Genomic DNA, 24,300 nt, shown 5'->3' with positions numbered 1-24,300 from the left:
TGAAAACATAAGGTTCTGGCACACTTTTCACAGGGAAGGGACGCTGTTTGCTACAATGGACTAAACGACATTAGGTGACCATCATGCTGCGCTCGACACCCCGCTTCGCCCTCCTGACGCTTTGTCTGCTCGCCGGCTCGGCCGTGGCCCAGCAGTCGGCGTTGCCTCCGACGCAATCGACGCCGACCCCGCCGCAGAACCAGCAGCGCCCCAGCGATGCGCCGCCCCAGCTCGAACGCATCGAGCCGGGCAGCGACACGCCGGCGACCACGATTCCGCCGCGCGAGCGCACCAAGATCACCGAGCGCCGCAGCAATGACGGTACGGTCACCCAGGTCGAGGTAGAAAGCGGCCCGAGCCGCTACACCATGAAACCCAACGTTGCACCAGGTAACGCCCAACCCGGCGATGCTACTGCCAACAACATCCGTGCCCCACAATGGACGGTGATGGAATTCGACTTTGGCAATCCCAAGAAGCAGGACACAGCCGATCAGCCGGTCGCGCCGGCCCCTGCGCGTCCGGGCGTGCCCGCCCGCGCCGACGTGCCGCCGCCGCCCGCGCTGGAGCCCACCACCAAACAATGAACCCGACAGCCGCGGCGCTTGTGTCGCGGTTGCGGGCTCTCACCTATTCTTTTGTTAGCACATGGCAGTATTTACCGCGGTCTCGCTGGATGACCTTCACCAGTGGATCAAGCAGTACCCGCTCGGCCAGGCCGTCGGGCTCGAAGGCATTTCCTCCGGCATCGATAACAGCAATTTTTTCTTGAACACCGAGCACGGGCCGCATTCCGGCCAGTATGTGCTGACGATCTTCGAGAACCTGCGCTTCGACCAGCTCCCCTTCTACGTCAAGCTGATGGCCCACCTGGCCGAACGTGGCATTCCGGTGCCGGCGCCGGTTCCGAACACGGACGGCGACCTGGTGGTTGCGCTGCACGGCAAGCCGGCGATCATCGTCAGCCGCCTGCAAGGCAGCTCCCAGCTCGACCCGCAACCGGTGCACTGCGCCGAAGTGGGACGCATGCTGGCGCGCATGCACCTGGCGGCCCAGGATTTCGCCCTGCATCAGCCCAATCTGCGTGGCCTGGACTGGTGGGTGGAGACCGCGCCGGCCGTCCTGCCCTATCTGAGCGAAGCCGAAGCCGCGCTGCTGCGCAGCGAAGTGGCCTACCAGAGCGAATTCGCCGCCGGCGCCACCTATGCGGATCTGGCGCGTGGGCCGGTGCACGCCGACCTGTTCCGCAATAACGTGATGTTCGAGGGCGAGCGCCTGAGCGGCTGCTTCGACTTTTATTTTGCCGGCGTCGACACCTGGCTGTACGACGTCGCCGTTACCGTCAACGACTGGTGCGTCGACCTGGCAACTGGCGTTCTTGATGCAGCCCGGGTGCGCGCCTTGCTGGACGCCTACCATGAGGTGCGGCCATTCACCGACGACGAACGCGCCGCCTGGCAGCCGATGCTGCGCGCCGGCGCGCTTCGCTTCTGGCTGTCGCGCCTGTATGATCTGCATCTTCCCCGTGCGGCCGAGCTGTTGACGCCGCACGATCCGACCCATTTCGAACGCATCCTGCGCGAGCGCATCGCTTGCCCGGCGCCGAATTTGCCCTAAATGAACAATTTGCCTGCTATAACCGGCTGGATCTGGCTCAAACGCGGCGCCAGCCTGTTCCGTCAACAACCCGCGGCCCTGACCACGCTGCTGTTCGCCAACATCCTCATCAGCATCCTGATCAGCGCCGTGCCGCTGCTGGGACCGATGGTGGCGGTGGTGCTGATTCCCTCGTTCTCGATGGCCTTCATGATGGCTTGCTCGCTGATCGAGAGCGGCCAGCGCGTCTCGCCCGCGGTGCTGCTGACGGGATTCCGCAAGCCGGTGTTCCGCGAACTGTGCAAGGTCGGCGTGGTCTACCTGGGCGTGTCGCTGGTGCTGGCGCTGATCACCCGCTTCGCCGTCGATGCGACGTTCTGGGAACAGGTCCGGGCCCAGGGCACGACCGGCACCCCGGCCGTGCTGGCGGGATCGGACGTGCTGGCAATGTTCCTGATCTTCGCGGTCGACGTCGCGGCGCTGATCTCGCTGTGCTTCGCCGCCCCGCTCACCTACTGGCAAAAGATGCCGCCGTTCAAGGCTGTGTTCTACAGCTTCTTCGCCGTGAAACGCAGCGCCGGCGTGTTCCTGGTGCTGCTGCTGGCCTGGTTCGCGATCTTCTTCGCGGTGTGCATGGTGATCGCCATGCTGCTGGGCGGGAACAATCTGGCGCGGGTGGTGATCATGTGGGTGATCTTCCTGTTCATCCTGCTGCTGCAGTGCGCGATGTATGCGGGCTATCGGGAGATCTTCGGCAAGCCGGAGGGCCCGGACGCGGCCGCCAAGGTCAGCCTCGAGAAATAAGCCGGCATGGCCAGAGACCGACACCTGGCCCAGGCGGCCGACACCAGGCAGCTGATCATCGATGCGGCGCTGGAGATCATCGTCAGCGCCGGCGCCGCCCAGGCCACCGCGCGCCGCATCGCCGAAGCCGCCGGCGTGTCGCCCGGCACCATCACCTACCATTTCGCCAGCATCAACGACATCCTGGCCCAGGCCTTCGCGAAGATGAGCGCCGATATCGCGGCCGCGTTCACCGCGCGCCTGAAAGCGGCGCCCGACCTGGCGGCGGCCCGCGAGACCGTGGTCGACCTGATCTACGGCGCCGTTTCCCCGCTGTCGAAGCAGATGATGTTCAGCTTCGAACTGTACACCTTCGTGTCGCGCAATCCAGAGTATCGCGGACTGGCCGAGGAATGGATGGAACGCAGCCGCACCGCCCTGCAACTGCACTTCGACCTGCCGACGGCCAAGGCGGTCGACGCCTTGCTCGAAGGCTTCACGATCCATAATTTCCTGAACCGCGAGCATGTCTCGCGCGACGACGTCGCGCGGGCGCTCAGTGCACTGACGCGCTGAGCCTGTCGGTGGCGGTCGTGGATTGCACGGCGCGCATCCGGTAGCGGCTGAACAGCGCCGTCGCGACGAATGCCAGCAAGACCGCCAGCATGACCGGAACCATTGCCAGCCGCAGCCCGTAATGCTCTCCCAAAAAGCCGAGCATGGGCGGTCCCACCAGGAAGCCGAGGTAACCGCCAGTGGCGGCGATGCTCACGCGCTGGGCCGGATTGCCGCCGGTGTCCGCGGCGGCCGAGATCGCGAGCGGAAAACCCAGCGACGCGCCGACGCCCCAGGCCAGCACCGCCACCACCGCCAGCCATGGCCAGGGCGACACGACGATCAATGCCAATCCCAGCGTGGCCAGGATGGCGCTCGCGTACAGCGCATTCACCTTGCCGACACGTTCCACGAAGGCGCCGCCGGCAAAGCGGGTGATCGTCATGGCAAGCGTAAAGCCAACGTAGATCTGCGTGCCCAGCGTGGCGTCGAAGCCGTAGCCGTCGATCATCAGGAGCGGCAGCCAGTCGGTGGCGGTGCCTTCGGCCAGCGCCATGGCCAGGACGATATAACAGATCACGAGCAGGCTCGGGTCGCGCAACTGTCGCCATACGCTTGTCCCAGCTCCGACCGGGTCCGCGGCATTGCCCTCGCTTGCGCGGCTCAGTTGCGGCATGCGGCGAATGGCGAAGATGATGACCACGATGCTTGCGATGACGGCAATGCCGAGGTGAGCCTGGATCGGCATCTGCAGCGCCGTCATCGCCATCCCGAGCGAGGCGCCAACCAGGGTGCCCAGGCTGAAGAAGCCATGCAGCGTCGTCATGATCTGGCGCTTGCTGGCCCGCTCCACGGCGGCCGCTTCGATATTGACCGCGATCTCGGCCCAACCGATGCCGACGCCGAAGGCGAACAAGCCGCAGAACGCCAGCACGGCGCTGCCGGCAAGTGGACTCAAGGCCAGGAGGACCAGGCCTGACTGCAAGGCCAGGAGGCCGCCGCAGGCCACGCGCTTCGCGCCGAAGCGCTGCACCAGCCAGCCTGCGCTGAGCACGCCGCACATGGCGCCACACGAAAAGCCGAACAGGATCATGCCCATTTGCTGGGTGGAGGCGCCGAGGCCGTCGCGCAGTGCCGGCGTGCGCGTTGCCCAGCTGGCCAGGCCGAATCCGGGAATGAGGAACAGGAAAAACAGCGCGTAACGCGCTGCACGGGAAACAACCATATCGAGCCTTCCGCTGTATCGAGTGAGTGACGCACCTTAAAGCACGTCATGAGTGTCGTACAATTGTACGACACTCATCGTACGTGCGTACGAGAGAGAGGTCAAGTGAAATGGCGGGACGGAAATGACAAAGGGCCGGTCGACGATGAACGTCAACCGGCCCCTTGAGAGACCGCCTGAAGGCTCTCCGGCTCAGCGGCCGATCTTCTCCAGCTTGGCAATCGACAGGTCCAGCACTTTCATGCCGGCCGAACCGAAATTGATCTGGGCCCGCGCCGCACCGGCGCCACCTTCGATGTTGACGATCACGCCTTCGCCGAACTTGGCGTGCGAGACCGATTCACCCACGCGCCAACCCGTTCCACGGCCGTTATCCGACTTCGATTTCTGCGTGATTTGCTGCGCGATCTTGTTGTCGCTGCCGCCATCGCGGAACTTGGCGTCGTCCCAGGCCGTCGTCTGCTTGCGGCCCCCGAACCAGGCGGTCTGCACGCGCGGCGACAGCCACTTGAGCGCTTCCTCGGGCAACTCGTCGAAGAAGCGCGACTTCATGTTGAAGCGCGTCTGGCCGTGCAGCATGCGCTGCTGGGTAAAGCTCATGTACAGGCGGCGGCGCGCGCGCGTGATCGCCACGTACATCAGGCGCCGCTCTTCGTCCACACCCTCGGCTTCGCGTGCGCTGCTCTCGTGCGGGAACAGGCCTTCTTCGAGGCCCGTGATGAACACCGCGTCGAATTCCAGGCCCTTGGCCGAGTGCACCGTCATCAGCTGCAATGCCTCTTGCCCGGCCTGGGCCTGGGCATCGCCCGCCTCGAGCGAGGCATGCGACAGGAAGGCCGACAAGGGCGACATCACGGTCGGCAGCGGCGCGCCGCCGTCGATGATCTCGATGCCGTCCTGGTACACCACCGCCTCGCCGGCCTGTGCCTGCGATGGCGGGCCGAGGTGGGCAGGTGCGCCGATGCCGAAGCCCTCTTCTTGCACGAACTGGGTCGCGGCATTGACCATCTGCTCCAAGTTCTCGATGCGGTCAGCGCCTTCCTTCTCGTTGCCATAATGCGTGAGCAAGGTGCTGCGCTCGAGCACCACGCGCACCAGTTCGGGCAGCGGCAGTTGCTGGGTCTCGAAACGCGCGCCTTCGATCAGTTTTACGAAACCGCCCAGCACCGTGCCGGCCTTGCCGCTCATATAGGGCACGGCCGCGTACAGCGAGATGCCATAGCTGTCGGCCGCCATCTGCAGTTGCTCGATCGAGCGCGCGCCGATGCCGCGGGTGGGGAAATTCACCACGCGCAGGAAGGCCGAATCGTTGTGCGGATTGTCCATCAGCTGCAGGTAGGCGATGGCGTGCTTGACCTCGGCGCGCTGGAAGTAGCGCAGGCCGCCGTAGACGGTGTAAGGCAGGCCGGCCGCGAACAGCGCGTGCTCGATCACCCGGCTTTGCGCATTGCTGCGGTACAGGATCGCGATCTCGTTGCGCGCCATGCCCTCGTTCATGAGGCTTTTCGCCTCTTCGATGATCCACTGCGCTTCTTCGAGGTCGGACGAGGCCTCGTACACGCGCACCGGCTCGCCCTGGCCCGCATCCGTGCGCAGGTTCTTGCCCAGGCGCTTGGTGTTGTTGGCGATCAGGTAGTTGGCGCTGTCGAGGATGTGACCATGCGAGCGGTAGTTCTGCTCCAGCTTGATCAGGTTTTTCACTTGATAGTCGCGCTCGAAAGCCGACATATTGCCGACGTTGGCGCCACGGAAGGCATAGATGCTCTGGTCGTCGTCGCCCACGGCGAAGATGGCGCCGCCGCCGGTCTCGCCCTGCCCCGCCAGCAATCTCAGGAGGTTGTATTGCAGGTCATTGGTATCCTGGAACTCGTCGACCAGGATGTGGCGGAAGCGCATCTGGTAGTGATGGCGCAGCGGGCCGTTGCGCGCCAGCAGTTCATAGGAACGCAGCAGCAGCTCGGCGAAATCGACCACGCCTTCGCGCTGGCACTGCTGGTCGTACAACTCGTACAACTCGACCATGCGCCGCTCGATCGGATCGTAGGCCTCGACCTGCGACGCGCGCAGGCCCTGGTCCTTGGCGTTGTTGATGAAGTACATCAGGGTCTTGGCCGGATACTTCTCGTCGTCGACGTTGTGCGCCTTGAGCATGCGCTTGATGAGCGACAGCTGGTCTTGCGAGTCGAGGATCTGGAAGGTCTGCGGCAGCGCGGCATCGCGATAATGCGTGCGCAGCAAGCGGTTGCACAGGCCGTGGAAGGTGCCGATCCACATGCCGCGTGTATTGATTGGCAACATCGCCGACAGACGGGTCAGCATCTCCTTCGCCGCCTTGTTCGTGAACGTCACCGCCATGATGCCAGCGGGCGACACCTGGTTGGTCTGGATCAGCCAGGCGATGCGCGTGGTCAGCACGCGCGTCTTGCCGGAACCGGCGCCAGCGAGGATCAGCGCGCTCTGCGATGGCAGAGTGACGGCGGCCAATTGTTCGGGATTAAGGTTGTGAAGAAGGGTCTGCATCCGGCCATTATACCGCCGCGATTTACTGTATGCCCATCCAGTTCGCGCCGCTGCAACGTTTGTCGGATGCGCTCAGGGCGAGGTCAGGGCGAAAACCGCTCGACCTGCACAACCGCCTCGCCGTCATCCCGGAAGGCCGCAGCCTTCCTTTCGATCCGCGCCAGCTGGTCCATGGCCGACGAGCAGGCGAAACCGTACTTGGCGCGTACCCGCTCGCTGGCGGCGGTCAGCCCGCTGCGGCTGCGCGCCAGGAAATCGGCCAGCGCGTACGGCGTGCCAGTGTCCAGGTGCTCCTTGATGGCCGTCGACGGCGAATAGCAGTCGTCGGTGCTGGCATCCGGCCAGCGGACCAGAAAACGTACTTCAGGCATGCTGTTCTCCCCTGTTGTGGCCCTCACTGCAGCCGATGAAGGCTTCTTGTTCAAAATCCCACAGCGCGACCCGTTCGGCGCCGCGCTGCAGCGTGACGGCGCTGCCCGCTTCCGTACGGCCGATCGCGGCGCAGGCGATGCCGCGCGCCGCGAAGCGCGCCAGCACGGCGTCAAGGTGCTCGTCGTCGACGCTGAGCAGGAAGCCGTAGCTGGGAAAGACGCCCAGCCAGCGTTCCAGGTCAACGCCGTCCGGACGCGGCACCAGGTCGACGTCGATGACGGCGCCGATGCCGGAACATTCGAGCAGCATCAGCGCCGTCCCGACCACGCCCGCCATGCTGATGTCCTTGGCGGCCATCGCCAGGCCGTCCTCGGCCAGCGCCGGCAGGATCTCGAGGTCGGCGCGCAGGCGCTCCGGCGGTGCGCCGACGCTGGCGTTCCAGTAGGCATACGGCTCCTGGAAGCGTCCGCGCAAATCGATCGCGGCGACCAGGTGCTGGCCCGGCCGAGCATCAAAGCTCGTGAGCAGGCGCCGCGCGCGGCCGACGATGGCGACCGACAGCTGTTCGCGGTCGGTGCGCCGGTTGCTGTGGCCGCCGACGATGGGCACGCCATACGCAAGGGAGGCCGCCGCCATCCCCTCCAGCACCGGCGTGGCGGCCTCGCCGCCGCGACTCCACAGCGCATCCACGACCGCGGTGGGCCGTCCGCCCATCGCGTAGATGTCGCTCACGTTGACCATCACGCCGCAATAGCCGGCAAACCACGGTTCGCGCTCGACGAACTGATTCAAGAAGCCTTCGATCGCAAACAGCAGGTAGCCGTCGCCATCGGGGATCGCCGCGCAATCGTCGCCGATGGCGACGCCGCTGGGCGCCGCCCCGCGCAGCGCCGGCCGCACGCCCTCGATGTCGCGCTTGTGCGCGAAACCGGGGCTGGCGCGCAGGGACGCGGCCAGCGACTCCAGCGTGGTGTCGCTCATGCCGCCGGCCGCTTTTCGTAGGTGGACAGGGTCGAGCAGGCGCCGCAGCGTCCGCAACCCGCCTTGATGTCGGCCGCGCGCAGATTGCCGCGCGCGAGGATCTCCGCCAGCGGCGCCAGGATGGCGCGCATGAAGGCGGCGTCCGGCGCCGGATGGTCTTCGAGCGGTGTGCCGGTGACGGGCACGAACGGCACCACGAAGGGATACACGCCCATGCCCACCAGGCGTTCGCTCATGGCCAGGATGGCGTCTGGCGTGTCTCCCAGGCCGGCCAGGATATAGGTGCTCACCTGCCCCGGGCCGAACACGTCGACCGCCGCCTCGAAGGCGCTGAAGTAGCGCTCCAGGGGCACGCTTGCCTTGCCCGGCATGATGCGCGCGCGCACCGCCGGCGTCACCGCTTCCAGGTGCATGCCCAGTGAGTCGACGCCGGCATCGCGCATGCGGCGGAACCACGCATCGTCGTCGGGCGGCTCGCACTGGCCCTGGATCGGCAGGTCGACCGCCGACTTGACCGCGAACGCGCTCTCGCACAGGATCTGCGCGCCGCGGTCGGTGGCGTTCGGGGTGCCGGTGGTCATGACCATGTGCTTCACGCCGTCGAGCAGCACCGCGGCGCGCGCCACCTCGGCCAACTGCTCCGGCGTCTTGCGCAGGATGGTGCGGCCGGCCGCCAGCGACTGGCCGATCGCGCAGAACTGGCAGGACTTGCGCCGGCTTTCATAGCGGATGCAGCTTTGCAGGACCGTGGTCGCCAGCACGTCGGCGCCGTGCAAGGTGGCGATCTTGGAGTACGGCACGCCGTCGTAGGTTTGCAGCTTGTAGAAGCGCGGCTGGCGCGGGAAGGACACGACGGCCAGCTCGATCCCGTCGCGCACGATGCGGGTCGAACCGTCGGCGCGCGGCGCCGCGACATAGGGCGAGCTCCAGGAACTGGCCGTATGCACCGGGACCATCACCGTGTGGCCGTCGATCGTGACCGCCTTGTGGTCGGTCGGGCCGGCGCCGCCGCGCCGGCTGGGCGCGCCGATGCTGGTGTCGCCCAGCCGCAGTCCGACCGACTGCAACTCCGCAATCAACTGCTGGTTCATGGGGTTCATGGCTGCTCCAGTGCTTGGGTTGAGGTCTGCTTGCCGTGCGGCTCGGCCGTCTGCATGGCTTGCATCGGCGCCGCCTGGCGCGGATCGATCATGAGGCTCAGGAGTTCGGGCCGCGCGTAGTGGCCGACCGAATCCATCATGCGCTTGCGTTTGGTGATCAGGGCCAGGTCCAGGTCGGCCACGACCATGCCTTCGCCGCTGCGCAGCGGTTCGGCCAGCAGCTTGCCTTCGGGCGAGACGATGGCGGTGCAGCAGCCGCCGCGCAGCGCCTTGCGGCGTTCGGGGTCCGGCGTGATCGCCTCGACCTGGGCGTCGGTGAGCCAGCCGGTGGCGTTCACGACGAAGCAGCCCGACTCCAGCGCATGGTGGCGGATGGTCACCTCCATCTGGTCGGCGAAGATTTGTCCCACCATCGAGCCGGGGAACTGGGCTGCATGGATTTCTTCGTGCTGCGCCATCAGCGCATAGCGCGCCAGCGGGTTGTAATGCTCCCAGCAGGCCAGCGCACCGATGCGACCGACCGCGCTGTCCACCACCTTCAGGCCGCTGGCGTCGCCCTGGCCCCAGACCATGCGCTCGTGGTAGGTCGGCGTGATCTTGCGCCGCTTGAGGATCAATTCGCCGTCGGCGTCGAACACCAGCTGGGTGTTGTACAGCGAACCGTGGTCGCGTTCGTTCACGCCGAGCACCACCACCACGCCGTGACGCCGCGCCGCGGCGCCAACGGCATGGGTCACCGGTCCCGGCACCACCACCGCGCGTTCATACAGCAGCAGGTGCTCGGGACCTTGCTCGAAGGGCGGCCGGATGAAGGAGAAGTAGGGATAGTAGGGCACGAAGGTCTCCGGAAACACCGCCAGTTGCGCGCCCCGCGACGCCGCCTCGGCGATGGCGTCGCAGACCTTGGCGACGGTGCCGTCGGCGCTGTCCAGGCTTGGTGCGATCTGCACCGCCGCCGCCCTGACCACCCTGTTCGCTTGATTCATGGTGCCGCCCTCCTGTCGCTGACTACAGGGTCCAGGTATCGATGACGACCGCGTTGTCGCGCAGGTGCAGCAGCTTCAGGTCGAGCACGTCGAGAGGGCTGATTGGGCGGATGCCTTCGATCAGCGCCGGTTCGCCATGGCCGTACAGCGCCTGCAGCGCGAAGCGGCAGGCGTAGACCTTGCCGCCTTCTTCCATGAACTTGGTGAGCTGCTTGCTGTAGTTCTGGTGGCCGGGGAAGGCCTCGTCACCGATGGTCGGGAAGCCGCGCTGGATGCCCAGGGTGACGCCCGGGCCATACATCAGGATCGAGGTTTCGTAACCCTTGCGCTGCAGGCGGGTGGCCTGCAGCATGTTAACGAAGCCGATCGAACCTTCGTACGCCACCGTATGAAAGGTTACCAGCGCTTTCTCGCCCGGCTTCGCCTTGACGTCCTCGAATACCTTCTCCTCGTAGTCCACGAAGAAGTCGCCTTTCTGGTGCTTGGCTTGGGTAACTGCTGGCATGGTAGTGCTCCTGTCTAGTGGTTGAATTGGTGCGGGGAACCGAGGTCCGCACAGGGGGATTGATTGCATGCTCCGTGCCAGTCAATGCCGCATCGGGCAGGCATTGAATGGAGCGTTGTCCATTCAAGCCGCCGTCCAAGAGGCATGCCGGCGCGGTGCGCGACAGCGATCCTGTCAAACCGTCCAGTCAATGACGGCGGCAGGTTTGAAGCGAAGCGTGCCGGGGTTGCATCGCGGCGGTGCGGCAGATGCCACATCACGGCGCGCGCGCTGCACCGCGGCACGTCAGGCATACCGCAGCGCCGGTGCGCCTGCCAGGTCGGTGATGTGCTCCGCGAGGTACTCGGCATCGCGCGCCACGCCCGAGAAGCGCCCGGAACCCCAGGTGTGCAACCACGGTAGTCCCAGGAAATACAGGCCCGGCTGGCTGCTGATGCCACGCGCATGCACCGGATGGCCGCGCCCATTGAAGACCGGCGCATTGACCCATTTGAAATCGGGCGCGAAGCCGATGCACCAGATCACGGCCGCGATGCCCTCGGCGCGCAGGTCGAACATGTCGGCCTGCGCGGGGTCCGGCTCCCATGGCGCCACGTAGGCGGCGCCGGGCGGGGCAGAGATGCCCTGGGCCGCGATCCAGCTGTCGATCGAGGCGTTGATGCGCTTGTAGACCGCGTCGGCCTGGTCCAGGTTGGCCTTCAGGTTGGGCGCGAAGCGGAGCCCCGTCCCATCAAGATCTGTCAGGGTGCCGTGCAGCCGCATGCCCTGCAGCGCGAAGGCGCGCAGGTCGATGTCGCGGCCGCCGTCGCGGCCCGTGACGTAATGGTTGGTGTTGTCGCGCACGCCTTCTCTCAAGGGGTGCTCGCTCACCGCCTTGTCGTAATAGCCCATGTCGGCCAGCCAGTCGACCACGTCGCGGCCGCGATAGAAGCGCGCGCAGCGCGGCGCGTCGCCGGTGGCCAGGTGGACGCGGCGGCCGGCCAGGTGCAGGTCTTCCGCGATCTGCGCGCCGGACTGGCCGGAGCCAACCACCAGCACCGCGCCTTCGGGCAGGCTGTGCGCATTGCGGTAGTCGGCCGAGTGCAGCTGCACGATGCCGGCCGGCAGGCGCTCGGCCAGGCGCGGCACGATCGGCTCCTGGTAGCAGCCGGAGGCCACCACGACCTGGCCAGCGGTGGTCTCGCCGATGCTGGTGCGCAGCGCGAAGCCGCCGCTCGCCAAAGGCGCCACCTCGCGCACCTCGACGCCTTCGCGCACCGGCGCATTGACCTTGGCGATGAAGCCGTCCAGGTAGTCGACGATCTGCTCGCGCCGCATGAAGCCGTGCGGATCGCCGCCGGCATACGGATGGCCGGGCAGCTGGCATTGCCAGTTCGGGGTCACCAGCGAGAACGCATCCCAGCGCTGGGTGCGCCAGGCATGCGTCTGCACGTATTTCTCGAACACGATGTGCCCGATGCCGGCCTGCTGCAGGTAGTAGCTCATGGACAGGCCGGCCTGGCCACCGCCGACGATGGCGACGTCGTAGTGCGCATCGAGCGCAGGCAGGATGGTGGGGATGGTCATGCTGGTTCTCCGGTGGGAAGGTTGGACGACGATGCCGGCCTGGCCGCCAGGCCGGCGTAGCCGGCTTGCGGGGTGTGGCAGGGCGGATAGCTGGCCAGGTCGGCCTGCATCAGGTGATGCGGCCGTCCCAGCAGGGTTTCTTCGTGCAGCACGTGCCAGTCGAGGCGCTGGAACAGGGGCACGTTCTGGCTTTGCACGTGGGCGCGAAAGACGCGGCAGCCCAGCGCGCCGGCGCTGGAAACCGCCAGGCGGATGAGGGTGATGCCGAGCCGGGCATGCTTGCGCCAGGCTGGATCCACGGCCAGCCGCGAGCCGAACCACAAGCCCCCGCCTTCGTCGTGGATGCGCACGGTGCCGATCACCTGGTCGGGCAGGCCGGCCAGGCACGACAGCGCGACCAGCAGCTGCGCCCGTTCGTCGACCGCGTCGCGATCGTCGTGCGCGAAGATGCCCTGCTCTTCGCAGAACACGGCGCGACGCAGGCGGTAGGCTTGCTGGGCCTCCCATGGCAGGGTCACCCATTTCACGCGAAACTCGCTGGGCAGATAGGCGAGAGGCAGCTCATTCATCATGATCGATCTCCTGGCAGGCGATGCATGGATTGAATGCATGGGGCGTGCCAATCAATCGCGCCGGACGCTGGACTTGACTGCAAGCGTTTGCGGTCATTCGCGGCGATGGCGCGGCCGCCGCTTCTGGCACGCGCCTTGCATCGGGGCAGACGAGGGAGGCGGTTTTTTGCGTCATCCGCGGGCTCCATACATTCGCTGCATACAATCGGCGCCGGAGGCCGCCACACGATGTCGCGGATACCGCATCATGCGGGTGCGTGTTGAGCCTTTTCGGTGCTTGCGCGCGCCCTCGAAACGTCATGGAGGCCGGCAAGCAATGAGCAAGAAATTCGATGGATGGATGCCCAGGCTGAAGAAGGCGAACATGCCCGGCGCCCTACCCTTCTACCAGCAGATCGCCAATGCGATCGCCGACGACATCACGACCGGCCGCCTGATGCCGGAACAGCGCCTGCCGGCCCAGCGCCGGCTGGCCGCCGGCCTCGGGATCGACTTCACCACGGTGGCGCGCGCCTATGTCGAGGCGCAGCGGCGCGGGCTGGTCGATTCCACGGTGGGGCGCGGCACCTTCGTGTGCGGCAAGCGCCGTCCAGCCATCCCGCGTGCGGTCGAAGGGCGGCCGAACATCGACCTGTCGATGAATATGCCGCCCGAGCCGGCGTCGCCCGAACTGGCGCAGCTGATGCAGGCCGGCTATGCCGAAGTCGGCGCCCGGCTGCGCGACCTGCTGCGCTACCAGGACTTCTGCGGCTCGCGCGACGATCGCGAAGCCGGTGCGCTATGGCTGCGCCGGCGCGGCCTGGTGGTCCCGCAAGAAAGGATGCTGGTCACGCCGGGCGCCCAGTGCGCGCTGCTGGCGGTGCTCGCCACGATCGCGCCCGCCGGCTCGGTCGTCTGCTGCGAAGAACTGACCTATCCGGGATTGCGGGCGCTGGCCGGCCAGCTGGGCCTGAAACTGGTGGGACTGCCGATGGACAGCGAGGGCATCGACGCGGTCGCCTTCGCCGCCGCCTGCGCCCAGTACGCGCCGAAGGCGCTGTATTGCAATCCGACCCTGCTCAATCCCACCACGGCGGTGATGTCGGCGCAGCGGCGCCAGGCGCTGGTGGAGGTGGCGCGCTTTCATGGCGTGGCGATCATCGAGGACGATGCCTACGGCTTCCTGCCGCGTTCCGGGCCGCCGCCGCTGGCCAGCATGGGTCCGGACATCACCTTCTATATCGCCGGCCTCGCCAAATGCGTCGGCGCGGGCTTGCGGGTCGGCTTCCTGGTGGCCCCGGATGCGCATTACACGGCGCGCCTGACGGCCGCCATCCGGGCCACCACGACCATGGTCTCGCCCATCACGGGCGCGCTGGCGACGCGCTGGATCCGCGACGGCACGGCCGACCTGATGCTGGCTGCGATCCGCAAGGAATGCGCGGTGCGCCACAAGATCGCGCTGCGCGCCCTGCCCGGCGCGAGCCTCGACGCGACGCCGGACAGTTTTCATTTATGGCTGCGGCTGCCCGCGCCCTGGGGACGCCGGCAATTCGCCGAGACGATGGCCGCGGCCGGGGTGGCGGTGGTCGCCAGCGATGCGTTTGCGGTCGGGGCGCCGGGGATGGCGCCGGAAGCGGTGCGGGTGTGCGTGGGCGGCATGGCCGACCGTTACCAGATCCAGCATGCGCTGGAACTCATGGGGCAGGCGCTGCGGCATCCGCCCCCGTGTGTGGCGCATGGCGTGTGAACGCCGGCGCGCGGGGCGCTACACGCGCCTGACGAGCATCGCGACGTTGATCTGGTCGTCGGCGCGCACGACGACGCGCTGGCCGATCACGGCGGTCCGGATCGGCGCGGCAAGGACTTCGCCGTCACCCGTCAGCCTGGCCTGCACACGCAGGTTTCCCTGGTAGTCCATGCGGGCGATCGTGAACTCCAGGGCCCACGGCGTATCGCCATGGACGCCACGCAAGGTGATGCGCTCGGCATTCTGCGCGACCACGACCGGCTTGCTGACCTCGCCGAACATGTCCAACTTGAGCGCCACCTCGAATCCCGTATGGTGGTTGGTGTGACCGATCCCGGCCGGAAACAAGGTACGGGCTTGTGCGGCGGAGCCCGCCACTGCTGCGAGTGCGGCAACAGGCAGGGCGAGGCAAAGTTGGCGGCGCTTGCGATTGGACGATGGGGCGCTCATGGCGGGTGCTTTCCGAAAAGTTACGGTGATTCCATGCTCGCATCTTCCTGCACGGATAACAATGCGTTCCGCATGAAATCCACCTATTAACCTTCCGAGCGCGTGGTCTGGTATTGCGGCAGGCCGTCCTGCAGCTTCAGCCAGCCCAGGCGGCTGCGCACGTAGGTATGGTCGGCCGCCGGCACCTGTTCGGGATCGTCCAGGCTGGCGGTGGCGAGGTCGATCTCGTCCGGCCAGCGCTCGTCGTGCCAGGTCAATGTGGTGCCGCAGGACGAGCAGAAACTGCGCAGCGCATGTTCGCTGGAGCGGAAGCGCTGCGGCGCGCTGGCGGTCCAGTGCAAGCTCGTTATCTTGACGCTGAACCAGGCGAAGGCCGGGGCGCCGGAGGCCTTGCGGCAATCGGTGCAATGGCACAGCGTGCTGTTGAAAGGTTCGCCGCGCGCCTCGTAGCGCACCGCCCCGCAGAAACATCCACCTTGCAAGCTCATCTGAATCTCCCGTGGCCACATTTTCGTCGATTTCACATAGGAAACCATATTAACATCGCGCAACTTCTCCGAAATGGCATCCCAGCCGCGCGCCCCTCCCTTGTCTTTTCGCTTATTTTAATGACAGATTCGCGACAAGGTCGCGAACCCCGTTCGCAAGTGCATTCATTCGAGCCCAGGCGCAACGCGCCAGGGCGAAACCTAAGGAGAACACTATGTTGGGTCGTGTAGTTACCGTGGCCGCACTGGCCGTCGGCGGCGCAATGCTGTCGAAGAAACTCAAGCAAAACCGTGGCTTTGGCGCCAGCTCGTCGATCGTCGAGACGATCGAAATCAACGTGCCTGTGCGTACCGCCTACAACCAGTTCACCCAGTTCGAAGACTTCCCGCAATTCATGAAGAGCGTGAAAGAGATTCGCCAGCTGGACGACAAGCACCTGCACTGGAAGGCCAACGTGGCCGGCGAAGACAAGGAATGGGATGCCGAGATCACCGAGCAGATCCCGGACAACCGCATCGCCTGGCGCAGCGTCACCGGCGTCAAGAACGGCGGCGTGGTCACCTTCCACAAGATCTCGGACACCGTCACCCGCATCGCGCTGCAGATGGACTACGAGCCGGAAGGCCCGCTGGAAACCCTGGGCGACGCCCTGGGCGCCGTGCGCATGGAAGCGCGCTCGAACCTGTCCAACTTCAAGGAACTGCTCGAGAAGCGCGGCAGCGAGACTGGTGGCTGGCGCGGGAAAATCGATCAGCATTGATCGATGCTCGTCTCTGAACCGGGACGCTTGCGCGAACCGCTACGCTGACGCTAGCCGCTAGCGTCAGCACGTCGCCCCCGCCCTCGCCGGGCGCCTTGGCGGGGGCCTAAGTTTTTTCAAGCAGCCAAATCTGCATGCGCCACCTCGACGCTAACTGACTTGGATTCCCGCCTTCGCGGGAATGACGGGTTTAAGGTAACAATATGTTCAAGGCCGACGGCTATTCACCGCTTTCGTCGTCGCCGGCAATTCCACCCTCTGCACCGGCGTCGCCTGCGCCGCAATGAATCCCTCCAGCGCCCGCGACAGGTCATCGACCACCCCGCTGCCATACGCTGCCTCGATCAAGGTGTACTGCTGCTCGATCAGCGGTGCGATCTCGTCGATCAGCTTGTCCCCCTTCGGCGCCAGCCGCACCCAGATGCGGCGCTGGTCAGCCGCTACACGCTGGCGCTCGACCAGGCCCAGCTCTTCCATCCGCGACAGCACGCCGGTCATGCTCGGGCTCAGGATCTGGCACAGGTCGCACATCTCGCGCGGCTCCAGCTGTTCGTGCTCGTCCAGCACGCGCAGGATCCGCCATTGCTGCTCGGTCACGCCGAAGTGGTTGAGGATGGGACGAAAATGCGACATCAACGATTCGCGCGCTTTCAGGAAAAGCTGGGGCAGGTTGCGGTGAGTGATACGGCGTGCCAATGCGTGCTCCGAGTTATTAAATGGTCTACATCAAAATGATCGCGTGAGTACAAGCGCAAGCGCAATCGCTTGACTGACTAAGATATTAGTGATTAACTGCGAATATATTAGTGAGTTTTCCTTGACTCCGTCTATTTTTTTGCGAATGCGGTCGGTACCGTGATTATCCGAGAGCGCCCTTCCGGGCTCAAGCTGTTCCTCCTGTTGCGCGGCTCGGTCCTGCCCCGCATCCTGCCTACCCTGCTGGTCAATATTGCGGTGGCCACCCTGGTCACCTGGTCGCACGGCGACCTGTGGGACCTCAAGATCACCCTCACCACGATCCCCTTCACGCTGATCGGGCTGCCGATCGCGATCTTCCTCGGCTTTCGCAACAATTCCGCCTACGACCGCTTCTGGGAAGGCCGCAAGCTGTGGGGCGAACTGGTGCTGCGCTGCCGTAACCTGGCGCGCCAGGCCACCAGCCTGATCGACGATCCACGGCCTGCACTCGCAAGCAATGGCTTGCAGGATACACGGGTTCGCGTCATCTACCGCGCGATTGCCTTCGTCCACGCGCTGCGCGACCACTTGCGCGACCAGCCCGGCTCGCCCTACCTGGCCACCTTCCTGCTGCCGGACGAAGCCGAAGACATGGCGCGCGCGCACAACAAGCCCGACAGCCTGATGCGCCACATGGGCGCCGACCTGCAACGCTGCATCAAGGAGGGGCGCATCGAAGGCTGCCTGGCGGCCAATATCGACAACACCCTGTCGGCGCTGACCGCCGCCGCCGCGTCGTGCGAGCGCATCAAGAACACACCCGTCCCCTATTCATACACGCTGCTGCTGCACCGTACCGCCCATATCTACTGCTTCCTGCTGCCCTTCGGCCTGGTCGACTCGATCGGCTTCATGACCCCGTTCGTGGTCGCCATCGTGGCCTACACCTTCTTCGGCCTGGACGCGCTGGGCGACGAGCTGGAAGAGCCGTTCGGCACCGAACCCAACGACCTGCCGCTGGACGCGATCTGCCGCGCCATCGAGATCGACCTGCGCAATGCCCTGCGCGACGAGCACGTGCCGCCGCCGCTGCAGCCGGTCGACTACTGCCTGACCTGACAAACCATCGAGAAAAGCAAAGCCACACCGAGTCCGAACCTGAGGAGAAAGCATGCACCACGATCACCACCTTGCCCACGACCGCGTCCGCCTGCCGCAGCTGCGCGAGCGCATCACCAGCGCCGAACGCGCCGCCGAATGGATCCAGGACGGCATGACCGTCGGCACCAGCGGCTTCACCCGCGCCGGCGACGCCAAGGCGGTGCCGCTGGCGCTGGCCGAACGCGCACGCAGCGCGCCGCTGGCGATCACCCTGATCACCGGCGCCTCGCTCGGCGGCGAGACCGACGCGGCGCTGACCCAGGCCGGCGCGCTGGCGCGCCGCATGCCCTTCCAGACCGACCCCACCTTGCGCGCCGCGATCAACCGCGGCGAAGTCATGTTCACCGACCAGCACCTGTCCGAGACCGTCGAGCTGCTGCGCACGCGCCAGCTCGCGCCGGTGGACGTCGCCATCATCGAGGCGATCGCGATCACCGAGACGGGCGCCATCATCCCGACCACCTCGGTCGGCAACAGCGCCAGCTTCGCGATCCTGGCCGACAAGGTGATCGTCGAGATCAACCTCTCGCAGTCGCCGGCGCTCGAAGGCCTGCACGACATCTTCATCCCCAAGCACCGCCCGCAGCGCGAGCCGATGCCGCTCATGAACGTCAGCGACCGCATCGGCGCCACGGCGATCGTCATCCCGCCCGAGAAGATCGTGGCCATCGTGATGACCGAGAAGCACGACAGCGCTTCCACCATCCAGCCGCCGGACGACGACACCGCCGCCATCGCCGGCCACCTGACCGATTTCTTCAATGCCGAAATCGCCGCCGGCCGCCTGACTGAGCGGCTGATGCCAATCCAGGCCGGCATCGGCACCATCGCCAACGCCGTGCTGGCCGGCCTGATCGACGGTCCGTTCAAGGGCCTCACCATGTACTCCGAGGTGCTGCAGGATTCGACCTTCGACCTGTTCGACGCCGGCAAGCTCGATTTCGCCTCGGGTTCGTCGATCACCCTGTCCGAGGAAAAAGGACGGCAGGTGTTCGCCGAGCTGGAAAAATACAAGGACCGCCTGGTCCTGCGTCCGCAGGAAGTGAGCAACCATCCCGAAGTCATCCGCCGCCTGGGACTCATCGCCATCAACACGGCGCTCGAATTCGACATCTACGGCAATATCAACTCGACCCACGTGGGCGGCACCCACATGATGAACGGCATCGGCGGCTCGGGCGACTTCGCGCGCAACGCCTATCTATCGGTGTTCGCGACCAAGTCGGTGGCCAAGGGCGGCAAGATCTCGAGCATCGTGCCGATGGTCTCGCACGTCGACCACACCGAGCATGACGTCGACATCGTGGTGACCGAAGTCGGCCTGGCCGACCTGCGCGGCCTGGCCCCACGCGAACGCGCCCAGCGCATCATCGACCACTGCGTGGCCGAGCCGTACAAGCAGATGCTGCGCGACTACGTCGAGGAAGCGAACGGGCGCGGCGGTCATACGCCGCACGTGCTGGAGAAGGCGTATTCGTGGCACGTGCGGTATCGCGAGACGGGATCGATGCTGGCTTAAGCAAGCGTTCAGCTCGCCGTCGGCACCGGCTTGGCCAATCCTTTCGTGCGCGCGTCCCTGATCAGGGCGCGCACCGTCTTGTCGGCGGCCTTGCTCTCGCGCTCCATTTCCTTGCCCAGTTCGCCCATGCGCTTGCCCAGCTTTTCCATCGGCTGGTTGGCGATTTCCATCTGGCGGCCGATGTCTTCCATCGAGGCGCGCTGCTGGCGCGCCTGCGGGCCGTTATAGGCTTCGCCAATGCGCTCGCCGGCGTCGGACATGCGCTTGCCGGTCTCGGCCATCTTTTGCTGGATGATCCGGCGTTCGGCATCGTCGCGCGCTGCGGCCATCTGCCGGCTCAGCAGGTCCATATGCTTGCTCAGCGCCTGCATACCGTCGTCGACTTCACGCATATCGCGCTCGCTTGGCAGGTTCGCCGGCTTGGCGGCGGCGCGCTCCATGTCGCGGCCAAGCACTTCCATCTTCTTGCCGTGCTTTTCCATCTCCTTGCCGTGTACCTTCATCAGCTCGCCCAGCCGGTCGAGCGGCGCCCAGGCGGCGCGCGCCCGCTTGAGGGTCTCGGGATCCTGGATCACGTAGCTGCGGCCGCCGTCGCGGAACCAGATGAATTCGCCGTCGATGGCGCGCTGGGCGGCGCGCACGTCGTCCCAGTCGTCGCTGCTGCCGCTGATGTCGAAGCTACCGGTTGTGCCGCGTACCAGGGCATACGGCTCGTCCGCGGCCGCCACGCGCACCACGCGCGCCTTGCCGTCGGCCGCCGCCTGGGTCGGCACGGCGAAAGCGGCCATGGCGGCCAGGCCGAGAAGCGGAAGCGCCAGTTTCCAGTGGGGCGATGCGGTGCGTGACATGGGTCGGTCTCCAGTGATGGGCCGGACGCAGCCGGCGATGGAAACACTGTAGACAATCCGGCATGCGCCGCCCAGCGCGCTGCGACAGACGGTCGAAATCGCGGAACAGTCGGCAAAACGGTCACCGGAATGACAACGCGGCCCGAAGGCCGCGCTGGAACGATGCATATGCGGCAGGCCGGGCGGCCCGCCGGAATCGTTTAATACACCACGACCGAGCGGATCGACTCGCCCGACTTCATCAGGTCGAAACCTTCGTTGATGCGGTCCAGCGGCAGGTGGTGGGTGATCAGGTCGTCGATATTGATCTTGTTTTCCATATACCAGTCGACGATCTTCGGCACGTCGGTACGGCCACGTGCGCCGCCGAAGGCCGAGCCCTTCCATTCGCGGCCGGTCACCAGCTGGAACGGACGGGTGGAAATCTCCTGGCCGGCCGCCGCCACGCCGATGATGATCGACTGGCCCCAACCCTTGTGGCAGCACTCCAGCGCCTGGCGCATGGTGTTGACGTTGCCCACGCACTCGAAGCTGTAGTCGGCGCCGCCGTCGGTCAGCCCGATGATGCTGTCGACGACGTTCTCGACCTTGGTCGGGTTGATGAAATGGGTCATGCCGAACTTGCGCGCCATCGCTTCGCGTTCCGGGTTCAGGTCGACGCCGATGATCTTGTCGGCGCCCACCATTTTGGCCGCCTGGATCACGTTCAGGCCGATGCCGCCCAGGCCGAACACGACCACGTTGGCGCCCGCTTCGACCTTGGCAGTGAAGATCACGGCGCCGATGCCGGTGGTGACGCCGCAACCGATGTAGCAGATCTTGTCGAACGGCGCGTCATTGCGCACCTTGGCCAGCGCGATCTCGGGAACCACGATGTAGTTCGAGAAGGTCGAGGTGCCCATGTAGTGATAGATCGGCTGGCCGTCCAGCGAAAAGCGGGACGTTGCATCCGGCATCAGGCCGCGGCCCTGCGTCGAGCGGATCGCCTGGCACAGGTTGGTCTTCTGCGACAGGCAGAATTTGCACTGGCGGCATTCCGGCGTATACAGCGGGATCACGTGATCGTCCTTGCGCAGGCTCGTCACGCCGGGACCGACATCGACCACCACGCCGGCGCCTTCATGGCCCAGGATGGCCGGGAAGATGCCTTCGGGATCGGCGCCCGACAGCGTGTAATAGTCGGTGTGGCAGATGCCGGTGGCCTTGACCTCGACCAGCACTTCGCCCGCCTTCGGACCTTCGAGTTCGACCTCTTCGATCGTGAGCGGATGGCCCGCCTTCCATGCAATTGCTGCCTTCGTTTTCATGTCGTATTCCCGTTGCTTGAAGAAAAACCGCGCGTCCATGAGCGCGCCGCAAAGGTGACATGATAACAAGCTTGTGCAATCACGTCCGCCCGCGGCCCCGCAATCGTTCACCGATCGCCCCGTGCAGACTGCCGAGGGTTTCCTCGGCAGCCAGGATCTGCTCGGCCACCTCGCCCATCTTGCGCCGTTGCGAGCGCGCCTCGTCGCGCAGCACATCGAACGCCTGGTGGCGGTCGATGTGGAAGCGCGCCATCAGCACGCCGACCGCGATGCTGGTCTCGCGCCCCGCCGCCAGCGCCGAGGTCAGGCTTTCCTCGCTGCGGCGCAGGCGCCGGATATCGTCGCCGCGCGCCAGGGCCGCCTCGAAGGCTGGCAGCAACTGGGCGCCGTCGACCGGCTTGACCAGGTAGCCCACCGCGCCGGCATCGGCAGCGGCGCGCGCCGTCTCCGCATCGTCACTGGCGGACAGGAACATGAAGGGGATGGTGGTTTCTTCGCGCAGCAGGCGCGCCAACGCCAGGCCGGACATGCCGGGCATCTCGATGTCGAGCAGGACCAGGGCGATCCCGTCCCCGCGCTCCTCGATCGTGCGCAAGGCCTCGGCCGCGGTGCCGGCGCCAAGGGTGTCGTGGCCGGCGTGTTGCAGCACCTCGGCCAGGTATTCGCGCAGCAGCGCATCGTCGTCGACGATCAGTACCAGGCGGCGCACTGGTGATTGTGGGTTCATGCTTTCTCCTGTCTATACATGGGACGTCAGCGCCGCTGACGTGCTGGAGCATGAAAAAAATATAGCACGCAAGATTGTGAACGCGCCAGTTGGAAACGACACAATGTCAGATCCATTAAATGGTTGGCGCCGATGAATTTCTTGGATTACCATCGTTCCCTGCACCTTTGCAGGGCCAAATGGAGAATCCCATGCCCGATTCCGCGAAGATGCGCGCCGCGCACCTCAACGCCGCGACGCCGATGCCATTGCCGGGAATGCCCGCGCTCGACCTGTCCCTCGCCTTCCCCGCCGCGCTGCGGCCCGCGGTGGCTGCCGTGACGGCAGGCGCTGCGTGGCGCCCCGAAGGCCTCCACTATACCTACCAGGTCACGCTCGAAGGCGAGACCCTGACGATCCCCGTACGCCTCTATTTCAATCCCGGCCTGCCGTTGGACGATGCGGGTCGCAGCGTCACCGAACGCGGCATTGCGTCGTGCCTGGGCACCCGCCATCACGACGGCCACGTGCGCGAGGCATGCCTGGCCCGCCTGTTGGCCGCGCCGCAAGGCTGGATGGCGCCGTTCATTGTGCATCTCGTCGGCGAATACGTGATCGAGATTGTGCAGCGCGTCGAGACGGCGCTACCGGAGCTCGATCCGGACATGCGGGCAGCGCTTGCCGGCTTCGTGCGCGAGAACCCGGCCTACCTGGACACCATCGAACGCCGGACCGTCAGCTACCGGTTCCGGGGTGGCCCTCCGCCGCAGCTGGACTATCCGGGCAAGCGCGTCATTGCCTGCCTGCGTGCGCTGGGCCGGAAAGCGTGAGCCGCATGCGCTGCTCCATCAGGTCCGAGCCCGCCCGCAAGGGCTCGCGCACGCCGGCCTCGACGAAACCGGCGCGCTCATAGAGGCGCAGCGCTTCGGCATTGGTGCAGGTAACACCCAGTTGCATCGCCTGGGCGCCGCGCTCCGTGGCCCAGCGCAGCGCCTCGTCGAGCAGCGCGCCGGCCACGCCCTGGCCGCGCGCCTCGGGCGCCACCCACATCTGGAACAGGTTGACGATGGTTGGGTCGTCGCCGTCCTCCTTGGCCCAGGCCAGGCCGACCAGCGCGCCGCTCATCTCGGCGGCCAGCGCGCGGTCGATGCCTGACGTGGTCGAGCGCGCCAGGCGTGCGGCCCAGGTCTCGGGCGCCAGCGCCTCTTCGGCGGCCAGGGTGCTGCCGAAGGCATCCGGCGCATCGGCCAGGGCGCGCAGGCGGATCGCGCGGTAGCTCGGCCATTCTTCAGCCGTGAATGGCCTGATGGAGACTGCTGTGTTGACCAAGTGAAGCTCCAATTTACTGTTGGAAAGACAATTCTAGCAGGCCAGCATCGCCCCATTGTCGAGCGCCCTACTTTGACGACAATTGGTACATTTAAACCCCGTACCAAGGAGAGCGAATATGTCCGAGCTGAACAAGAACGTCTTGCAACAGGCAAATGCTGCGGTGACCCGCGGCGACAACGAAGGGTTCCTGGCGTGCTGCACCGATGATCTCGTCTGGTCGACGGTCGGGGGCGAGACCCTGCACGGCAAGGAGGCGGTGCGGGCCTGGATGGTGGATGGCTATGCCGAGCCGCCCAGGTTCACCGTGCGCGAGCTGGTGGCAGAAGGCGATCTCGTGGTCGCACTGGGCGACATCGAATCGCAGGACGAGCAAGGCAACACAGTGCAGAACGCCTACAGCGACGTCTGGCGCTTCCGCGAGGGCAAGATGGCCGAGCTGCGCGCCTTCGTCGTGCCTGTCAAGGTTTGAGTAGGTGTCGAGTCCCGTTTGATCATAAACGCGTTTAACGAATAACTCAGGTCGCTTCTGTTGCCATTCCTTGAGCGCGAGGACGGGCGTT

General features: G+C 65.9%; 26 protein-coding genes. 10 read left to right on the top strand and 16 right to left on the bottom strand.

The window, feature by feature from the left end:
* Positions 1–83: 83 nt before the first annotated feature.
* The 4 genes from FVD38_RS24715 (at position 84) to FVD38_RS24700 (ending at position 2,955) form a co-directional block, all read left to right on the top strand.
* Positions 84–587 (top strand): dihydrolipoyllysine-residue succinyltransferase component of 2-oxoglutarate dehydrogenase complex, encoded by a 504-nt coding sequence (locus FVD38_RS24715; protein WP_147937232.1) that lies wholly within the window; start codon positions 84–86, stop codon positions 585–587.
* Positions 588–648: 61 nt separating this feature from the next.
* Positions 649–1,617 carry a homoserine kinase gene (locus FVD38_RS24710; RefSeq protein WP_147937223.1) on the top strand — a complete coding sequence of 323 codons (969 nt, stop codon included), beginning with the start codon at positions 649–651 and terminating at the stop codon, positions 1,615–1,617.
* The gene (locus FVD38_RS24705; protein WP_147937222.1) at positions 1,618–2,400 is read left to right on the top strand and encodes a BPSS1780 family membrane protein; all 783 of its coding nucleotides are present in this window, start codon (positions 1,618–1,620) and stop codon (positions 2,398–2,400) included. It begins immediately after the preceding gene.
* Between the two features lie 6 nt (positions 2,401–2,406).
* Positions 2,407–2,955, top strand: a complete 549-nt coding sequence (locus FVD38_RS24700; RefSeq protein WP_147937221.1) for a TetR/AcrR family transcriptional regulator — start codon at positions 2,407–2,409, stop codon at positions 2,953–2,955.
* Here the strand turns inward: FVD38_RS24700 and FVD38_RS24695 are convergent.
* From FVD38_RS24695 to FVD38_RS24655, 9 genes are all read right to left on the bottom strand, one after another.
* Entirely contained in the window at positions 2,936–4,159 is a 1,224-nt protein-coding gene (locus tag FVD38_RS24695) for an MFS transporter (protein ID WP_147937220.1), read from the bottom strand. The genes FVD38_RS24700 and FVD38_RS24695 overlap by 20 nt on opposite strands.
* A 192-nt stretch (positions 4,160–4,351) precedes the next feature.
* The gene (locus tag FVD38_RS24690; RefSeq protein ID WP_147937219.1) at positions 4,352–6,679 is read right to left on the bottom strand and encodes a UvrD-helicase domain-containing protein; all 2,328 of its coding nucleotides are present in this window, start codon (positions 6,677–6,679) and stop codon (positions 4,352–4,354) included.
* An 83-nt stretch (positions 6,680–6,762) separates the two neighbouring features.
* On the bottom strand, positions 6,763–7,050 hold the full coding sequence (locus FVD38_RS24685) for an MSMEG_0570 family nitrogen starvation response protein (RefSeq protein ID WP_147937218.1): 288 nt from the start codon (positions 7,048–7,050) through the stop codon (positions 6,763–6,765).
* Positions 7,043–8,032 carry a sll0787 family AIR synthase-like protein gene (locus FVD38_RS24680; protein ID WP_147937217.1) on the bottom strand — a complete coding sequence of 330 codons (990 nt, stop codon included), beginning with the start codon at positions 8,030–8,032 and terminating at the stop codon, positions 7,043–7,045. The genes FVD38_RS24685 and FVD38_RS24680 overlap by 8 nt, the downstream gene beginning before the upstream one ends.
* A complete protein-coding gene (locus tag FVD38_RS24675) occupies positions 8,029–9,132 on the bottom strand; it encodes an MSMEG_0568 family radical SAM protein (RefSeq protein ID WP_187271699.1) in 1,104 nt (367 codons plus the stop codon). The genes FVD38_RS24680 and FVD38_RS24675 overlap by 4 nt, the downstream gene beginning before the upstream one ends.
* Positions 9,129–10,118, bottom strand: coding sequence for a Nit6803 family nitrilase (locus FVD38_RS24670; RefSeq protein WP_147937216.1), 990 nt, complete (start codon positions 10,116–10,118; stop codon positions 9,129–9,131). The genes FVD38_RS24675 and FVD38_RS24670 overlap by 4 nt, the downstream gene beginning before the upstream one ends.
* 22 nt (positions 10,119–10,140) lie before the next feature.
* On the bottom strand, positions 10,141–10,623 hold the full coding sequence (locus FVD38_RS24665) for an MSMEG_0572/Sll0783 family nitrogen starvation response protein (RefSeq protein WP_005667995.1): 483 nt from the start codon (positions 10,621–10,623) through the stop codon (positions 10,141–10,143).
* A gap of 285 nt (positions 10,624–10,908) precedes the next feature.
* The gene (locus FVD38_RS24660) at positions 10,909–12,189 is read right to left on the bottom strand and encodes an MSMEG_0569 family flavin-dependent oxidoreductase (RefSeq protein WP_147937215.1); all 1,281 of its coding nucleotides are present in this window, start codon (positions 12,187–12,189) and stop codon (positions 10,909–10,911) included.
* Positions 12,186–12,761: an MSMEG_0567/Sll0786 family nitrogen starvation N-acetyltransferase gene (locus tag FVD38_RS24655; RefSeq protein WP_147937214.1), complete on the bottom strand. Its 576-nt coding sequence runs from the start codon at positions 12,759–12,761 to the stop codon at positions 12,186–12,188. Before FVD38_RS24655 ends, FVD38_RS24660 begins: the two co-directional genes overlap by 4 nt.
* 316 nt (positions 12,762–13,077) lie before the next feature.
* Here FVD38_RS24655 and FVD38_RS24650 point away from each other — a divergent pair, with 316 nt between their 5' ends.
* A complete protein-coding gene (locus FVD38_RS24650) occupies positions 13,078–14,490 on the top strand; it encodes an aminotransferase-like domain-containing protein (protein ID WP_187271698.1) in 1,413 nt (470 codons plus the stop codon).
* 18 nt (positions 14,491–14,508) lie between these two features.
* On the opposite strand, the gene FVD38_RS24645 is transcribed toward FVD38_RS24650, so the two are convergent.
* Both FVD38_RS24645 and FVD38_RS24640 read right to left on the bottom strand, forming a co-directional pair.
* Positions 14,509–14,790, bottom strand: a complete 282-nt coding sequence (locus FVD38_RS24645) for a hypothetical protein (protein ID WP_147937213.1) — start codon at positions 14,788–14,790, stop codon at positions 14,509–14,511.
* Between the two features lie 236 nt (positions 14,791–15,026).
* Entirely contained in the window at positions 15,027–15,428 is a 402-nt protein-coding gene (locus FVD38_RS24640; RefSeq protein ID WP_147937212.1) for a GFA family protein, read from the bottom strand.
* A gap of 215 nt (positions 15,429–15,643) precedes the next feature.
* Here FVD38_RS24640 and FVD38_RS24635 point away from each other — a divergent pair, with 215 nt between their 5' ends.
* Positions 15,644–16,189, top strand: a complete 546-nt coding sequence (locus FVD38_RS24635) for an SRPBCC family protein (protein WP_221176181.1) — start codon at positions 15,644–15,646, stop codon at positions 16,187–16,189.
* Between the two features lie 207 nt (positions 16,190–16,396).
* On the opposite strand, the gene hpaR is transcribed toward FVD38_RS24635, so the two are convergent.
* Positions 16,397–16,885 carry a homoprotocatechuate degradation operon regulator HpaR gene (hpaR, locus tag FVD38_RS24630; RefSeq protein ID WP_123070038.1) on the bottom strand — a complete coding sequence of 163 codons (489 nt, stop codon included), beginning with the start codon at positions 16,883–16,885 and terminating at the stop codon, positions 16,397–16,399.
* Positions 16,886–17,044: 159 nt separating this feature from the next.
* Between hpaR and FVD38_RS24625 the strand changes: the two genes are divergently transcribed.
* Both FVD38_RS24625 and scpC read left to right on the top strand, forming a co-directional pair.
* Entirely contained in the window at positions 17,045–17,986 is a 942-nt protein-coding gene (locus FVD38_RS24625) for a bestrophin family protein (RefSeq protein WP_147937211.1), read from the top strand.
* A gap of 52 nt (positions 17,987–18,038) precedes the next feature.
* Positions 18,039–19,547 (top strand): succinyl-CoA:acetate CoA-transferase ScpC, encoded by a 1,509-nt coding sequence (gene scpC, locus FVD38_RS24620; RefSeq protein ID WP_147937210.1) that lies wholly within the window; start codon positions 18,039–18,041, stop codon positions 19,545–19,547.
* 8 nt (positions 19,548–19,555) lie between these two features.
* Here the strand turns inward: scpC and FVD38_RS24615 are convergent, their stop codons facing one another.
* The 3 genes from FVD38_RS24615 to FVD38_RS24605 form a co-directional block, all read right to left on the bottom strand.
* Positions 19,556–20,395, bottom strand: a complete 840-nt coding sequence (locus FVD38_RS24615) for a hypothetical protein (RefSeq protein WP_147937209.1) — start codon at positions 20,393–20,395, stop codon at positions 19,556–19,558.
* A gap of 200 nt (positions 20,396–20,595) precedes the next feature.
* Positions 20,596–21,702 carry an S-(hydroxymethyl)glutathione dehydrogenase/class III alcohol dehydrogenase gene (locus FVD38_RS24610; RefSeq protein WP_147937208.1) on the bottom strand — a complete coding sequence of 369 codons (1,107 nt, stop codon included), beginning with the start codon at positions 21,700–21,702 and terminating at the stop codon, positions 20,596–20,598.
* A 79-nt stretch (positions 21,703–21,781) separates the two neighbouring features.
* Positions 21,782–22,429 carry an ANTAR domain-containing response regulator gene (locus tag FVD38_RS24605; RefSeq protein ID WP_147937207.1) on the bottom strand — a complete coding sequence of 216 codons (648 nt, stop codon included), beginning with the start codon at positions 22,427–22,429 and terminating at the stop codon, positions 21,782–21,784.
* 191 nt (positions 22,430–22,620) lie between these two features.
* Here FVD38_RS24605 and FVD38_RS24600 point away from each other — a divergent pair, with 191 nt between their 5' ends.
* Positions 22,621–23,238, top strand: coding sequence for a hypothetical protein (locus tag FVD38_RS24600; RefSeq protein WP_147937206.1), 618 nt, complete (start codon positions 22,621–22,623; stop codon positions 23,236–23,238).
* Here FVD38_RS24600 and FVD38_RS24595 read toward each other — a convergent pair.
* The gene (locus FVD38_RS24595; protein ID WP_147937205.1) at positions 23,201–23,737 is read right to left on the bottom strand and encodes a GNAT family N-acetyltransferase; all 537 of its coding nucleotides are present in this window, start codon (positions 23,735–23,737) and stop codon (positions 23,201–23,203) included. The two genes, FVD38_RS24600 and FVD38_RS24595, sit on opposite strands and share 38 nt — an antisense overlap.
* Before the next feature lie 118 nt (positions 23,738–23,855).
* On the opposite strand from FVD38_RS24595, the gene FVD38_RS24590 reads away from it, so the two are divergent.
* Entirely contained in the window at positions 23,856–24,209 is a 354-nt protein-coding gene (locus FVD38_RS24590; RefSeq protein ID WP_147937204.1) for a nuclear transport factor 2 family protein, read from the top strand.
* The last annotated feature ends 91 nt before the right edge of the window (positions 24,210–24,300 follow it).

It is taken from the genome of Massilia arenae (genome assembly GCF_008014745.1).
Classification (GTDB): domain Bacteria; phylum Pseudomonadota; class Gammaproteobacteria; order Burkholderiales; family Burkholderiaceae_D; genus Telluria; species Telluria arenae.
This window is presented reverse-complemented; position numbering and strand designations above follow the sequence as displayed.